The organism is Photobacterium satsumensis (assembly GCF_050336935.1).
GTDB classification, from domain to species: domain Bacteria; phylum Pseudomonadota; class Gammaproteobacteria; order Enterobacterales; family Vibrionaceae; genus Photobacterium; species Photobacterium satsumensis.
The window spans coordinates 246333-260758 of sequence record NZ_JAKJSK010000006.1 but is presented as its reverse complement, the minus strand read 5'-3'; the positions used below and the strand labels follow the sequence as shown (position 1 = coordinate 260758).

The window sequence follows — 14426 nt, the reverse complement described above, 5'->3', positions numbered from 1 at the left end:
CCCCTTAACGAACTGTTGATTCTGTAACGCCGATAGCAACAACTTCCATATCAATAGCGTGACAAGGACATTGGTTCATACAGGCTTGGCAGCCCGTACATTTGTCATAATCGAACTTATAACGGTTACCTTTACCCAGCTTAATAATTGCGTCTTCAGGGCAAGCACCATAACAGCCATCACATTCGAAACAGTTACCACAGCTATAACAGCGCTGTGCTTCGTAAACCGCTTGCTCTTGTGTCAGGCCTTGGACAACCTCAGTAAAGTCTTTAACACGTTGTGCCACTTCAACTTCAGGAATTGCATTACGTGCTGAATCGACCTGGTACCACAGTTGCAACATTTCATGCGTTACAACATCGTGCTTTTCTTCTGAAATGTACGTCCCACCGCGTAGCCATGCATCGATATTTCGAGCTGCTTTTTTACCGTGGCCTGTTGAGATTGTGACGGAACGATCTGATGGCACCATGTCACCACCCGCAAAGATACCCTCATAACCTGTCATCATATGTTCATTCACATTGACAGTGTGATTTGGATTAGTCTTAACATTTGGCACATTCTCCAGCAGTTGGCTCTCAATATCTTGACCGATTGCCATCACCATCGCATCGGCACTGAGCGTCTCGAACTGACCGGTAGGTTGAGCGACACCATTGGCATCGAGCTCCATGATTTCCATTTTGAATTCAGTGCCCCGGATTTCTTTTAGGTTACGCATCCAATGGATTTTAACGCCTTCCGCTTCCGCTTCTTCCGCTTCAAAGTCATGAGCCGTCATGTTATTGCGATCAGAGAAGAAGATAACCATGGACTCTTCAGCACCGAGTCGCTTGGCAACACGCGCAGCATCCATTGCCGTATTACCACCACCGAGGACAGCAACCCGACGCCCCAGTTTTACAGGTTCATTGTTGCCAACCGCATGAAGGTAGTTAGCCGCTTCCATCATTGGACCGCAATCAACCATAGGGATATTAATCTGGCGTCCTAGCTGCGCACCAATGGCTAGGAATACAGCATCAAACTGACCGTCTTTTTTCTCTTTAACCACATCATCAACTTTGTGGTTTAAGGTGATATTGACCCCCATTTCCTCAATACGCTTGACCTCTTGCGCTAGAACGTCACGAGGTAAGCGATACTCAGGAATGCCGTAATTCATCATGCCGCCAGCGATTTCATTCGCATCGCGAATTTCCACTTGGTGACCTGCGATACGTAAATGGTATGCGGCTGCTAATCCCGCAGGACCCGCACCGATAATCAGCACTTTTTTGCCAGATTCTTTACTTGGCGCTGGGTATGCCCAGTTTTGATCTATGGCTAAATCACCCAACATTCTTTCTACTTGTTGAATAGAAACGGCTGAATCTACTCCAGCCCGGTTACAAGCCGATTCACATGGGTGATAACATACGCGGCCATGAATGGATGGCATAGGCTGATTAATCACTAACTTCTGCCAAGCTTTCTTGAACTCTTTGTCTCTGACTAATGACAAAAAGCCTTGGATATCGTTACCTGTCGGACAGCCTTGATTACAAGGAGGTAAGTAATCTTTATATACTGGACGGTGACTTTGCTTTGGCCCCGTACCCGTTAAATTAAATAGAGAGGCGTTTCTCACAACTTGCTTGGATGACATATCTGGCCCTTATGCACTTACTGACTTTAAATAGTCACCACCTACCCTTTGATCGACTAAATCAAATATAGAAAACTTCAAAGTAATAGACGATAAGTACTTAATCTATATACCCAAGAAACGTCAAAGTGCTTGAGTATAAGTGATATTCCATAGTGGACAACTTGCTACTATTTAAACAAGTTCACTTTCTTTTCAATAAACATTGTTTTATTGACTGTTTGAATTAATTTAGCACTTAGGTGAGATTGATGAAATTAAATATAATCAACTAGAGCGTTAATAAAATATTAACTCAATAAAGCGACACTTCACCTATGGTGATTTTAGATATAATTCATATAGATACACACCAAACGCTATTAATAATAACTATCACTCACAGTTAGCAACGAGAACGTTAGATAATGAAATAAATCAAATGTATATCCGAAGGTTTCTAAAAAACACATCATTAGCATTATAGCGTCACCGTCAGTTCAATACGGATTTGAAATCATAATGATACTTACTGATTTACCGAGTTTAAACCACACAATTAAGTGGTTTACTCATATAAATAGCCGTCCATATTTGTCCATTTGAAGCCTCAAAACCAGACTCTCGTTTATCAACAACAAACCCCAAAGATTCATAGCACCGGCGTGCGCTTTCATTATGTTCAAAAACTGTCAGTTTTATCTGCTCAGCACCAAAGTGCTGACGCGCAAAGTCTATAGCAAGTTCAAGCATCTTTTTTCCATAGCCCAAACCGCGGCCTGATACCTCACCAATCAAAACACGACATAAACGGTACGTTGTTTCTGACTCACGAAATAGCTCGACATACCCCACTCGTTCATCGCCAGAACACAACATCATGGCAGTGACTTCATCACATTGCAGATGAGATACAAGCTGCTTTTTATCAAGTGGAAATATAAATCTGTTTCCGCCCCATAAGTGGTTGAATTCAGCTGATGGTACCCAGCTTATCAATAAGTCTATATCTGCCTCGGTAAATGCAATTAGTCTCATTTCACTCTCCCTCCTTGGGTTTGGCTCAACCTACGTCACTTCTAGCATGTTTTGATTGAGTAATGAATATACCAATAATACCGAAAACATTTATGTATCCCGCCAGTTACGTTAAACTTCACAGCAACTGACAATCAATGAGCTATCCAAAACGTCTCGCAACGGTTTCAAGAACTGTAAACCATTGCCTTTTTATCAATTGGATGACTGATGTCGGTGTACGCCATGTTGTTGAATTTCAGCACAGTTTACACCGAGCAATGAAGAGTTAACAATCAATGAGCAACGCAATCCAGTGGTTCCCGGGTCACATGCACAAGGCCCGCAAAGAAATTGAAGAAGTTCTACCGAAGGTAGATGTGATCATCGAAGTACTTGATGCCCGCATTCCGTTCAGTAGCGAAAACCCACTGATTAAAACCTTTCGCGAAAAAAACAATAAGCCAGTTGTTAAGGTTCTGAACAAGCGTGACCTTGCTGATCCAGAAATGACACAGCTGTGGATCGATCACCTTGAGAAAGAGCAAGGCGTTAAGGCGCTGGCGATTACCACAGAGAATGTTAACGAAGTTCATAAAATCATGGACCTTTGCCGCAAACTCGCGCCAAACCGTGAAGAAATGGGCAAAAACATTCGCACCATGATCATGGGTATTCCGAATGTGGGCAAATCCACCATCATCAATACCCTTGCTGGTCGTACCGTTGCCATCACGGGTAACCAGCCGGCAGTTACCCGCCAGCAGCAGCGTATCAACCTACAAAACGGTATCGTGCTGTCTGATACTCCTGGGATCCTGTGGCCAAAAGTGGAAAACCCACACAGTGGTTTCCGTCTAGCGGCAACGGGCGCGGTAAAAGACACCGCCATGGATTATATTGATGTTGCCTTCTTCACTATTGAATATCTTATCAAGGCATACCCTGATCTCATCAAGGCGCGTTACGACCTTGATGAAGACGAAGTGTCAGACAGTGAGATCGAGCTAATGGAAGCCATTGGCCGTAAACGTGGCTGCTTGAGATCGGGCGGCCGTGTCGATCTTCACAAAGCCTCTGAGATTTTGATCAATGAGCTGCGTAACGGTACGCTAGGCCAAATCACAATGGAACGTCCTGAGATGATCACTCAGGAGTTGATTAACGTTGAGATTGAAGCTGAAAAGAAAGCTGAAGAAAAAGCGAAGAAGAAAGAAGAACGTCGCAAACGCTACCTGAAAAACAAGCGTTAATCTTTACCCCAACTTGGGATGCATACCCTCGCTTTCAAGGCCCTCACGCATAAATATGTGTGGGGGCTTTTCATTTCCTGTCGTGCCGGCACCAACCGTAATCACCTCGCACACTGGTTGCGGTATAGAGCGAAAAGTTAGAAAATAGCGATCATCCGTGTTGTGGTGAAACTTTTCCTGCCTCTCACGGTCTGAATGACATTATAAGTTCCCTCTTTGCCGAAGTGGCAAAGAGATCTGTAGAATCAATTTCTTACTGAGATCGTTAATGAGCCAAGCGGTAAACCGAAGCCAAACAGCCAAATATACCTTGCTGTTAGTGTTGGTCGTGATTTTTGTCTGTTCAGGACAAAATTTCGGCTATACAACCGCGTGCGCTGTAAATGGGCTAACCTCCAGCCAGGTAAGCCAATCTGTTGATGCTACATCAGCATCGAAACAAGTGAGTGATTCGACTGAACACAGTAAATGTTCGCTTTCTGATCATTTAATGCAAATGCACCAGCACTCCGTTGAGCATGCCATCGTTAGCTTGTTTATCGCTGTACTAGCATTACTGATCTATGCAACTGTCACCCAAGCCACCCCCATTTTCACAGAACCCATTCCCCCCACACGGCGGCGTCACCTGACGCTGTGTGTGTTCCGAGAATAAAACAAAAAATACTCACTCTCATGCATTGCTTGAGGTCGCTTTTGTTATTCTTGGAGTTATTACATTTGAAAAATATGATTATTAAACGATTTTCCTTACTCACCTCTTTGATTGTTTTGGTGGGTAGCCTTTTCTCGTACTCGGTTTCTGCTATTGAGTATTCAACTGGTTGGCTACAAAATCCAGATCATCCTCCTGTCGAGCTTCGTTATATGCTGACAGGACAACAAAACCCTGAAACAAAAACAGTCGAAGCCTTACTAGAAGTTAAGCTCGATACTGATTGGAAAACCTACTGGCGTAGCCCGGGTGAAGGTGGCGTTGCGCCGTCTATCGACTGGTCACTGTCGAATAACCTCGGAAATATTGACTGGCATTGGCCAATGCCAAAGCGTTATGAATTTCTCGGCGTCGAAACGCTAGGTTATAAGCACACCATCATCTTTCCGATGACGTTACACATCGAAGATATGTCAAAGCCTGTCTTTCTATCAGGCGTTTTAACCATGTCTTCCTGTACCAATATTTGCGTGCTGACAGATTACGAGATCACGCTGGATTTCAACCCCGCCGATCTGACTGCATCTGAGCAAGCGATGCATCTATACAACCAAGGGATGAGCCGCGTACCTACAGAGCAACCAAGCGTAGAGATCAAAGCGCTATCGTGGGACAAAAACAAAAAACTCATGTCAGTTGTTGCCACCAATACCCTTGGCTGGGACCAGCCTGACGTGTTTATCGATGGTGAATCGCAAAATGTTCAAGACGCATCATTCCTAAAACCAACCGTTCAGGTAAATGGTAATACACTTACTGCCCAGATGAAGGTCAGTAGTTGGTTCGGTGAGCCACAACTGCTTGGTGAAACCCTTAACGTCACCATCAGTGATACTGATTTTTCTGTTGAAACCCAAGGCATTGCCAATGATATTCCTGTCACTCTGACAGCCAGTAGCAACAACCTGCTTGAAATTATCGGTATTGCCCTGTTAGGTGGCTTGATCCTCAATATTATGCCGTGTGTTTTGCCTGTTCTCGGTATGAAACTAAGCAGCGTTATTGCCGCTGAAGGGCTAGAGAAGCGTCAAATCCGTATGCAGTTCCTATCTTCTGCGGCGGGTATACTCACGTCATTCTGGCTACTGGCTGGATTTCTGATCGTTCTCAAGTTATCAGGCCAAGCTTTGGGCTGGGGCGTTCAGTTCCAAAGCCCATACTTTATCGGTGCCATGGTGGTTATTACCGCATTGTTTGCCGCTAATATGCTGGGCTTGTTCGAGATTCGTCTATCAAGCGGTACCAATACTTGGCTGGCAACAAAAGGCGATGATTCCTACGTAGGCCATTTTGTTCAAGGTATGTTTGCAACCCTGCTTGCAACGCCATGTAGTGCTCCATTCCTCGGTACGGCCGTTGCTTTTGCGCTGGGAGCAGACGTTATCACCCTGGTCGCTATCTTTACCGCCCTGGCAATCGGCATGGCTGCTCCTTGGCTGGTAATAGCACTCTTCCCTCGCCTAGCCCACCTACTGCCAAAACCTGGCATGTGGATGGATAAACTCAAAACACTGTTTGGTTTGATGATGCTGGCTACCAGCCTGTGGCTCCTAAGCTTGATGACGAGCTTCTTCACCACTGCAGCTGTTGTTCTGGTAGGCGTATTGTTAGTCGTTGCACTGCTATGGCGGTTGGGCAAAGTGAAAGGGCGTAAACCTGTCATTCTAGCAATGGCATTCATCATCGTCGGCTCTGGTGGCGGACTGATCGCTGGCAGCATGACAGCCGACAACTGGGCAACACCACTGCCCAAAGATCACGCTTGGCAACCGCTCAATATTGATGCTATCCAGCAACAGGTCAACCAAGGAAAAACCGTCTTCGTCGACGTAACAGCAGATTGGTGTATCACCTGTAAGGTCAATAAAGTCAGTGTCCTGCTACAAGATCCGGTCTACTCAGCCCTTGAACAAGACCATATCGTATTGATGAAAGGAGACTGGACCAAGCCCTCTGACTACGTCACTGGATTCCTACGATCCAATGGTCGCTTTGGCGTACCGTTCAATATCGTATATGGCCCGAAGGCCCCGATGGGGATTGCACTGCCGGTTATTCTGACTAATAACGATGTTATCAAGGCAATTGAAGCGGCAAGTGGCAAAGGTGCAGAGTAATGGCATCACCTTCATCGGTTAAAGGCAAGAACACCAAACCATCGAAGGTTGGGCGGTTTTTCAAAGAAGCGGTTTTGATGCTGCTGATTTTGATCGCCGTAACAACCGGTCTTGATATATGGCGTAGCCAAAGTATGCCGCAAGGTACGATCCCAGCGTTGGTTACACAATCAACCAAAGGGGAGGAAATCGACCTGATTGCGCGCAGTCATGAAAAACCAGTGATGGTGTATTTCTGGGGCACATGGTGCAGTGTATGTCGTTTTGTCAGCCCAACCATTAATTGGCTGAATGATGACTATGATGTGGTATCTATTGCAGTAAACTCTGGCGACAACCGCCGGATAAACGGCTACCTTGACCATCATGAGTATGGTTTTACCACCATCAATGACAGTCATGGCGCGCTAATGAGAGAATGGGGAATCTCAGCGGTACCTTCCATCTTCATCATCAAAGATGGCCAGGTCTCTTCAGTGACCACTGGCTTTAGTACACCGCCGGGCCTATGGCTCAGAATGCAATTGGCATCCTGATAATGCATATCAAGCACTAACAAACAGCCCAGTCTATGACTGGGCTGTTCAATATAAAGAAACACCTTTAGTTCAAAGAAGCACTACCTACTCCCACTCCCAATGCCTACCTTCATGACCGTCTGAAAACATCATCCGGTACCCGCTGATATTTCTATGGGGGATATCGTGCATAATCTTATGAAACTGTTTAGCATCAACATGGATCAGATTTTCATGATCACCGGACTCAATAAACAGTTCATCTTGATCAAACAACATATCATCGACCAGCATATCAACCTGATAAGGTTGGCCGATTGATGGGACCGCGCCGGGTTCACAATCTTGGAAGATTGAGGTAAGTTCATGCTCACCAACAAGGAAGAATTGTTTCCCCGTCATGCGGCTGATCTTATCTATCATAACGCGGCGGTTAGAAGGAACGACAGCCATCAAGAACTCACCGTTCTTATCTTTTAGCAGCACAGCTTTTGCAACCTGCGATGTGGGTACATGGGCCGATATGGCCGAGCTAAATGACGTATCGGTATGTTTATGCCGAGTCAAACTGAAATCGACATTGTGGCTGTTGAGGAATTGCCCTACTGTCAGTGCCATAGCCATAGGATCACCTCCTGATCAATCATCAAGCCACTCTCCAGTAATAGAAAACGGGCTTGATGGAAACTGGGCCTACAGCCTCAGTATGGAGGGGGATAGCCAATTTCGCGAGCTAAATTCCGTCCTAAAGTCGTAAACAATTCCTCACAGGTTATCCTAACTTAGGGATAACGCGCCTTGCTTGCCAGTAGGTACTACGCCAGTAAGGGTTTTTCAGGTTCGAAATCATAACACCTTGGGACGTAGATGCATGAAGAAAGCGGGACTCACCAAGATAGATACCTACATGACGCAGAGTACGTCCGGTCTTGAAGAAAACAAGATCGCCCTCTTTCAGCTCTGTAATAGCAACCCACTTACCTTGCCTTACCTGTTCACCAGTTGTTCGCGGTAGTTTCTGCTGGAAAACTTCTGCAAGACCAATTTGTACAAATGCAGAACAATCAATACCCGCTTTGGATGTGCCCCCCAAACGGTAAGGCGTGCCACGCCACTGTTGATAGACCGTATCGAGAGATGGGGACTGATTAATCGGTACATTCATCTCAACAAACTCATAGCGAGGTGCATTGGCCAATGGATCGTCAGACGAAGCATCGTGCCCAGCAGGATCAGGTGATGATGAACAACCCGAAAGCCAAATTGTCAAAGCCAGTGATAGTAACAACTTCTTCACTGCAGCCGACTCCTTTCCTATGCCAGTGATGTCTGACTATGAATTTTTTGTGGTAAGAATATACAAGAATAGTCAATTACAGATATGACAGAAACATTATTCTGTGTTCACTATGAAGATTTGACATAACTGATGATAAAGTCACCAAAAGTGCTTTTACATTGAGGTTCAGGCAAAAAAAATGGCTGACAATTGTCAGCCAACAAAACTCCACACAACAGAAGAGATAGATACTATGCGCTCACCCAACCAAGGAGAGCATATTGCATCTATCGAGAGTATTTATCGCTTTATTTCAGTAGCTTATCCAGAACTTTCTATCTAAAGCCAACACAACTGCGAGCAGCTTCACGCTATCAGCTTCTTTCAAGCACTATTTCGTCAATTAATTGCTTTTTTAGCTATACACGTGTTTTTATTGAGGAAATCATCAAAAAGAGTGTATTTCTCCCTCGCAGATACTGAACAAAAAACAAACAATTGTTACACCTCATTAATTATTTGGATAAAACATGCGCTTATCTACTGGTCATACAACTAAAAAGATTTCATAATGCACACAGTTTTTCATTTAATCGCTAAGGAGTAAGCGTGCTTGCATTCTTCCGCATTTTCCTCGCGGCCATTTTCATTATTTTCACCACACTCTTCGCTCTGGTTTACTGCATCTTGTTTAAACCTCGCGATCCTAAGCACGTACATTTTTTCTGTCGCTGGTTTAACCAATTACAACGTATTGTTGGCGTTGAACTTATCCACCGAGGCCAAGAAAAGATTGCTGACACACCTAAAGCCGTTTATGTGTCTAACCACCAGAACGTGTTTGATTTCGTTTCCGACCCAGGTATGTTGCCTCCCCGCGCGGTTTCAATTGGCAAAAAGAGCCTATTGTGGATCCCGTTTTTTGGTCAGCTATATTGGATAACCGGTAACATATTGATTGACCGCGAAAACAAATCAAGCGCCCGCAACACAATCCAGCAAGTTGCCGATGCAATCCACAAACGTGACCTGTCAGTATGGATGTATCCTGAAGGAACCCGAAGTAAAGGGAGAGGTTTGCTGCCATTTAAAACCGGTGCTTTTCGTATGGCGATTGAGGCAGGCGTGCCTATCGTACCTATGTGCACAAGTTCTACTCACAACAAAATTTCACTATCAAGCCGGGACAACGGCATTGTTATTGCTGAAATGTTGGAGCCTATTGATGTATCAGGTTACGAACTAAAAGACGCCCGTGAATTGGCAGATCACTGCCACCAGTTGATGGAAAAGAAAATTGCCGAACTGGATGCCGAAGTTGCCCAATTAGAGCAAGCTCGTTCTAGTGATAACGTCAGTATCCGTTCATAGAGTGATATCCAGTAAACGAAGCAGGCTTGCCAAGTGGCAAGCCTGTTTTGCTTTAAAGGGTAGAATCCAGATAGGTATAACTTTACTTGTCAGTCAGTATGTCAAAGCCATTTTTTAGTTGTTTGCTTTGCAAGATACGCCCATGCCCTAATCCCTCAGTAGCTATCAGGGTAACATGTTGATTTTCACTTGCGAGCTCAGAGTGAGCATAAGAGGCAAACCGATCATATTTGTCATGCACTATCACCGCTTTAGCTTGTCGACCCTTTAAGCGATCAAGCGGATTGATACTCTCTAGCGGATATTGATATTGCTCGGCAATATCATCAACCACATCATGAAAAAGCTTGATTGAATAGCCAGACTGCTCAACTGCCGATACAAGGTTTTCGGTATAGTTCAGCACAGGAGCCACCAGTAGCACAGGCTTATCTTGCAGCAATGGGCAGCGGCTCTCCAACACCATCGCACCGCCCATACTATGAGCGACAACACCAGCAATCGATTCCTGCTGAGCCAAAATACTGTCAAAAGCGGCAACAAAGCCGGGTAAATGACCAAATTGGCCTTCACTCTCGCCGTGGGCCGGATTATCGAACGCTAACGCCTTGTAGCCTGAATGAGCTATATGCTCCATCAATGAATAAAATTGCTGAGCAGAACCCGACCAGCCATGGCCCAATACCCATGTAGGCCCTTCTCCGAGGCTGTATGTCATCATCATCCCTTCTGATGTCTCAACAGAGTTGCGGACCAGACCCACGGGCTCATCCACGGTCTTTTTACTTCTCACAGGTGTCAACAACACCTTGCGAGCGACATGCTTGGCATGCTCTGGGGCAATACGGTAATGCAATCTGGTCGTCAGGTTGATTAGCTTCTTGCGGACATCAAAGCCTTGGCTTTTCTTGAAATAAATTTTGCTACTCATTACTTTCCCATCTAAATAGAACGACCGTGCTTTAAAAGTTCAAGACGTTGTTTTTATACAAGCTTGCTAATGCTTAACTCAGCAGAACGACTACTTACGCCACTGAACAAGCAGTGCATCCACGCCTTGCCAAAAGCGTTGATGATCGTCTGTCTCCAGTTCCATGCTGAGAAATAAATGGCTACTGAGGTAGACGCCGTATAACTGGTATACACACTGCCAACTATCCAGGGATGGCAAGAACTCGCCTTGCTGCTTTCCCTGCTCAAGTTGGCGATAAAGATAGTCGAGCCAGCGTTTTGTCACAGCTTTGAGCCTTAACTGAACAGACTGTTCTTTGTCACCGTGCTCTGTCCATGCATCGAGAAACATGCAACTCCCCTGAAAGGAGCGATTCCACGCTAACCAATTTGTTAGCAACATCCTCAGCTTCTGCTCAATGGACTCAGGAAATTGTAACCTTGCCGGTTGTATCACCCGCTCGACAAATAGCTCCCCGGCATAGTCCAGCACCGCAATTTGTAGGTTCTCACGTGAGTTAAAATGTGAAAACAAGCCGCTTTTAGACATGCCCGAAGCTTTAGCTAGTTGGCCAATTGTTAAGCTATCCAGCCCCTCTCTGCTCGCCAGCGAAAACGCGGTATTCAAAATATGCTGCCGAGTGGCTTCTTTCTTACTCATTGACTGTGGATCCATTTTTACGGCATCTCTTTACTGATGTAGCGATTACAACTCATTTGATATTTTTAGCACGATCGTACTTTTTATGGAAGATTAATTTTGATAGAGCTCGATGTTACGTCAGCGTCGGATAGATGCTTACTACCTAAACCTAGAACTAACGTTCAGCAAAACGGAATAAGCTATCTATATGGATCGGGCAGCTCCCAACCTGATGAACCATATCTTCAGCTTGCTTGAGTGAATCGTAACTGCAAGGGATCCCGTAAGTATCGGTTATAGGATATTCGTTTCCCTCGCTATCAATAAAGTTCACACTCCAACCGGCACTGAGATAGTCATGTACCAAACGAGCTTCAACTATTGCATTATCTGCCATCAACTGGCGGCACTCTGAAAGGACCATAATCCCCTCCTAACGCAAGAGTCCCCCATATCAATCTCGACCACTCATGGCTTGGCGGGGAACCCTGCCTAATGAATGTTCAGTAAAAGTATAGCAAGGGTACAAAAAAGGCTACCAAATGGTAGCCTTAAGAGCTGTTGCAGAGAGTGCGACTACAGGTACATCTTCGCTACATCAGAAGGTTCTGATTCTGAACCTTCAAGCTGAACGGTCCAATTCAAACCAACCAGAACACCATCTTCAGACAGCGTAATCATCCAGTCTTCAACAAAAACATCTAGCGGGATCATCACAGCAGTAAATTCAGCCCACTCGTCAACACAATGAACTTTTGCATCGGCTTCATTCGACCAAAATGGCATTACTTCAGATTGTTCGAACTCGCTAGAGTCAACAGAAAGCCAGTCACCTTCTTCGTTACAAAGTCCCCATACTTGCTGAGTATCTTTGGTTTCTTCAACAAACAGATCGCAATTTGCCTTAATATCTGTGGTTAACTTAGTCATTCTATTCTCTCTTATACATGTTTATGTCCAAGCTGCTTGAACATAACATCAGTAACTTGATGTGGAGTAATACTACCAGATTTTCGTGACAGAAGATGTACAATTTATCGCTATACCAGCTGCTAACTGCATCAGTTCATTGCCTGTTTGGTGTTTAGATCGAGAATTGGGTATAGCTAGCTATACTTGTTTAGATGACCGGAACAACAACACCTATTGGGCAGTAACAGAGGGCAAAACATGGCAACCGTTGACTGGCTATCAAACCTTAGCAATCAGACTATTTTGAATCCTCGCTCTCACCTGATAGAGGCCCACGAATATATCGGCGAGCATGGAGAAAGAAAGGTCGCGGTTGACTGTGCCTGTGGTAACGGCCGGGACACATTGTACCTGCTAGAACAAGGTTATCATGTTTACGCCTTTGATAACGATCGTCCTCGCTTGAAAACACTTTCAGAGCATCCGCTATTAGGCTCGCACCCAAACCTTGATATTCAAATCAGCAGTTTTGCCGACTATGAATTTCCCCGAGCAAACCTGATCAATGCCAGCGCCTGCTTGTTTTTCTGCACTCCTCATGATTTCAATATCCTTTGGAGAAACATATCTAACAGCCTAAAAGTCAGTGGCATTTTTTGCGGGCACTTCTTAGGTAAGGAAACTTTAGAGCCCAATGAAAAATTGCCAATCCTCACCCATAGCCAATTCGACCTCGAGCAGATATTTGCCGACTTTTACATTATTTCGTGGAAGAAGCGACAAGAGTACTCAGCCAATCTAACCGGTAAAAAGCGACTATGGTTAATCCACACCATTATTGCGATGAAAAAATAGTAACTTAAAAGCCACCTACTGCTAATCAACCACCATCAAACCATTCATTTGAGGAATAACTAGAAACCCAGCGAAGAGCGTTCGTTTTTTGTTCTTATTTGGCTAAATCTATGCCAAAATAGCATTTCCTCAAAAGGTTTCACCTACGCTTTCTGTCGTATAAACCGACTCTCAATCAATACTTTGATTCGAGAGGTTTGGGGATTTTGTCTTTTATACACTTTATGTAGGTTAGCTTGTATGCACACTCAGCGTACCGGGAATGCTCTTGCTGCATTTTCCTTTGTGCTATGGGGGATCCTCCCCCTTTATTATCAATTTCTTCCAAGCGCAGACATTAATGAATTGTTAGCGTTTAGGATTATTTTTTCTATCCCGTTTATGCTGTTAGTCATGTTGCTATTACGCCGACCTCTGCCAAACCTCTCACAGCTTTGGCAAGACAAACGCTCTTTGGTTATGACAGGCATCGCCGGATTAATTATGTGTGTATCATGGTATGCCTTTACTTGGGCGATGACTCATGACCAAATCCTTGCCGCCAGCTTGGGTTTCTTCATCAATCCGTTATTTGCGATAGCCTTGGGCGTGTTATTCCTTAAGGAAAAACTCAGCAAGGCACAGTCAGTGGCAGTTATTCTGGGTATTGTTGGCATTAGTTACCAAGTTTTCCATTACGGTGAGCTACCTTGGATTTCATTAATAATGGGGAGCTTCTTCGCCTTTTATGGTTTATGCAAAAAGTATGTTCGTTACGATGCCCTTACATCGGTCACACTCGAGTCAGTAATACTAGCTCCGTTTGCCTTATTGTATTTAGCGTATACCTATGCAAACCAGACCTCGACAGCCCTGTCGTCAGATACGACCACCTTGCTGCTTTATATTGGGTCTGCGCCGGTAACACTGGCTCCGTTAATTTTCTTCGCACTGGCTATAAGCCGTACCAGTTTAACCATGGTTGGCTTAATGCAATACATTGAACCATCGTTGCAATTTTTACTGGCCGTATTCCTGTTTGGCGAAGTCTTTGACCAAGTCAAAGCCGTTAGCTTCGGGTTTATCTGGCTAGGATTACTGTTATGCAGCCTTGAGGCATTCAGCCACTTAGCTTTAAGACGAATAAAAACGTCATAATGAGACCTCGAAAAGCCACTGATGG

Annotated in this window: 15 protein-coding genes; 7 read left to right on the top strand and 8 right to left on the bottom strand. The window is 44.7% G+C overall.

Translation table 11 applies throughout. The annotated features are described in order from the left end of the window. Window positions 1-4 precede the first annotated feature (4 nt). Window positions 5-1654 (bottom strand): NAD(P)-binding protein, encoded by a 1650-nt coding sequence (locus tag L4D79_RS01290; protein ID WP_428646301.1) that lies wholly within the window; start codon window positions 1652-1654, stop codon window positions 5-7. A gap of 525 nt (window positions 1655-2179) precedes the next feature. Continuing rightward, window positions 2180-2671 (bottom strand): GNAT family N-acetyltransferase, encoded by a 492-nt coding sequence (locus L4D79_RS01285; RefSeq protein ID WP_428646298.1) that lies wholly within the window; start codon window positions 2669-2671, stop codon window positions 2180-2182. Between the two features lie 278 nt (window positions 2672-2949). Between L4D79_RS01285 and ylqF the strand changes: the two genes are divergently transcribed. The 4 genes from ylqF (at window position 2950) to L4D79_RS01265 (ending at window position 7271) form a co-directional block, all read left to right on the top strand. Next, complete coding sequence (ylqF, locus tag L4D79_RS01280; RefSeq protein ID WP_428646295.1) at window positions 2950-3903, top strand: ribosome biogenesis GTPase YlqF; 954 nt, start codon at window positions 2950-2952, stop codon at window positions 3901-3903. 268 nt (window positions 3904-4171) lie between these two features. After that, entirely contained in the window at window positions 4172-4558 is a 387-nt protein-coding gene (locus L4D79_RS01275) for a hypothetical protein (protein WP_428646292.1), read from the top strand. Window positions 4559-4632: 74 nt separating this feature from the next. Then, window positions 4633-6735 (top strand): protein-disulfide reductase DsbD family protein, encoded by a 2103-nt coding sequence (locus L4D79_RS01270; RefSeq protein WP_428651671.1) that lies wholly within the window; start codon window positions 4633-4635, stop codon window positions 6733-6735. Further along, window positions 6735-7271, top strand: a complete 537-nt coding sequence (locus L4D79_RS01265; RefSeq protein WP_428646289.1) for a protein disulfide oxidoreductase — start codon at window positions 6735-6737, stop codon at window positions 7269-7271. Before L4D79_RS01270 ends, L4D79_RS01265 begins: the two co-directional genes overlap by 1 nt. Window positions 7272-7358: 87 nt before the next feature. On the opposite strand, the gene L4D79_RS01260 is transcribed toward L4D79_RS01265, so the two are convergent. Next, on the bottom strand, window positions 7359-7877 hold the full coding sequence (locus L4D79_RS01260) for an aminoacyl-tRNA deacylase (protein ID WP_428646286.1): 519 nt from the start codon (window positions 7875-7877) through the stop codon (window positions 7359-7361). Between the two features lie 148 nt (window positions 7878-8025). Continuing rightward, entirely contained in the window at window positions 8026-8550 is a 525-nt protein-coding gene (locus L4D79_RS01255; protein WP_428646284.1) for an NlpC/P60 family protein, read from the bottom strand. Between the two features lie 591 nt (window positions 8551-9141). Here L4D79_RS01255 and L4D79_RS01250 point away from each other — a divergent pair. Beyond that, window positions 9142-9903, top strand: a complete 762-nt coding sequence (locus L4D79_RS01250; protein WP_428646281.1) for a 1-acylglycerol-3-phosphate O-acyltransferase — start codon at window positions 9142-9144, stop codon at window positions 9901-9903. An 82-nt stretch (window positions 9904-9985) separates the two neighbouring features. Here L4D79_RS01250 and L4D79_RS01245 read toward each other — a convergent pair whose 3' ends face one another. The 4 genes from L4D79_RS01245 to L4D79_RS01230 form a co-directional block, all read right to left on the bottom strand. Next, complete coding sequence (locus tag L4D79_RS01245) at window positions 9986-10834, bottom strand: alpha/beta hydrolase (protein WP_428646278.1); 849 nt, start codon at window positions 10832-10834, stop codon at window positions 9986-9988. 90 nt (window positions 10835-10924) lie between these two features. After that, window positions 10925-11515 carry a TetR/AcrR family transcriptional regulator gene (locus tag L4D79_RS01240; protein ID WP_428646275.1) on the bottom strand — a complete coding sequence of 197 codons (591 nt, stop codon included), beginning with the start codon at window positions 11513-11515 and terminating at the stop codon, window positions 10925-10927. A gap of 157 nt (window positions 11516-11672) precedes the next feature. Next, a complete protein-coding gene (locus L4D79_RS01235) occupies window positions 11673-11921 on the bottom strand; it encodes a hypothetical protein (RefSeq protein ID WP_428646272.1) in 249 nt (82 codons plus the stop codon). Window positions 11922-12073: 152 nt separating this feature from the next. Beyond that, a complete protein-coding gene (locus tag L4D79_RS01230) occupies window positions 12074-12427 on the bottom strand; it encodes a DUF2750 domain-containing protein (RefSeq protein WP_107349108.1) in 354 nt (117 codons plus the stop codon). 240 nt (window positions 12428-12667) lie between these two features. Here L4D79_RS01230 and L4D79_RS01225 point away from each other — a divergent pair, with 240 nt between their 5' ends. Beyond that, entirely contained in the window at window positions 12668-13264 is a 597-nt protein-coding gene (locus L4D79_RS01225) for a class I SAM-dependent methyltransferase (RefSeq protein ID WP_428646270.1), read from the top strand. 240 nt (window positions 13265-13504) lie between these two features. Further along, a complete protein-coding gene (rarD, locus tag L4D79_RS01220) occupies window positions 13505-14401 on the top strand; it encodes an EamA family transporter RarD (protein ID WP_428646268.1) in 897 nt (298 codons plus the stop codon). Window positions 14402-14426: the final 25 nt, after the last annotated feature.

Excerpts from the sequence above, each read along its gene's own strand:
- rarD (WP_428646268.1), top strand. The coding sequence starts at position 13,505 with ATGCACACTCAGCGTACCGGGAATGCTCTTGCTGCATTTTCCTTTGTG.
- L4D79_RS01225 (WP_428646270.1), top strand. The coding sequence starts at position 12,668 with ATGGCAACCGTTGACTGGCTATCAAACCTTAGCAATCAGACTATTTTG.
- L4D79_RS01275 (WP_428646292.1), top strand. The coding sequence starts at position 4,172 with ATGAGCCAAGCGGTAAACCGAAGCCAAACAGCCAAATATACCTTGCTG.
- L4D79_RS01245 (WP_428646278.1), bottom strand. The coding sequence starts at position 10,834 with ATGAGTAGCAAAATTTATTTCAAGAAAAGCCAAGGCTTTGATGTCCGC.
- ylqF (WP_428646295.1), top strand. The coding sequence starts at position 2,950 with ATGAGCAACGCAATCCAGTGGTTCCCGGGTCACATGCACAAGGCCCGC.
- L4D79_RS01230 (WP_107349108.1), bottom strand. The coding sequence starts at position 12,427 with ATGACTAAGTTAACCACAGATATTAAGGCAAATTGCGATCTGTTTGTT.
- L4D79_RS01265 (WP_428646289.1), top strand. The coding sequence starts at position 6,735 with ATGGCATCACCTTCATCGGTTAAAGGCAAGAACACCAAACCATCGAAG.
- L4D79_RS01285 (WP_428646298.1), bottom strand. The coding sequence starts at position 2,671 with ATGAGACTAATTGCATTTACCGAGGCAGATATAGACTTATTGATAAGC.
- L4D79_RS01240 (WP_428646275.1), bottom strand. The coding sequence starts at position 11,515 with ATGAGTAAGAAAGAAGCCACTCGGCAGCATATTTTGAATACCGCGTTT.
- L4D79_RS01260 (WP_428646286.1), bottom strand. The coding sequence starts at position 7,877 with ATGGCTATGGCACTGACAGTAGGGCAATTCCTCAACAGCCACAATGTC.
- L4D79_RS01235 (WP_428646272.1), bottom strand. The coding sequence starts at position 11,921 with ATGGTCCTTTCAGAGTGCCGCCAGTTGATGGCAGATAATGCAATAGTT.
- L4D79_RS01270 (WP_428651671.1), top strand. The coding sequence starts at position 4,633 with ATGATTATTAAACGATTTTCCTTACTCACCTCTTTGATTGTTTTGGTG.
- L4D79_RS01290 (WP_428646301.1), bottom strand. The coding sequence starts at position 1,654 with ATGTCATCCAAGCAAGTTGTGAGAAACGCCTCTCTATTTAATTTAACG.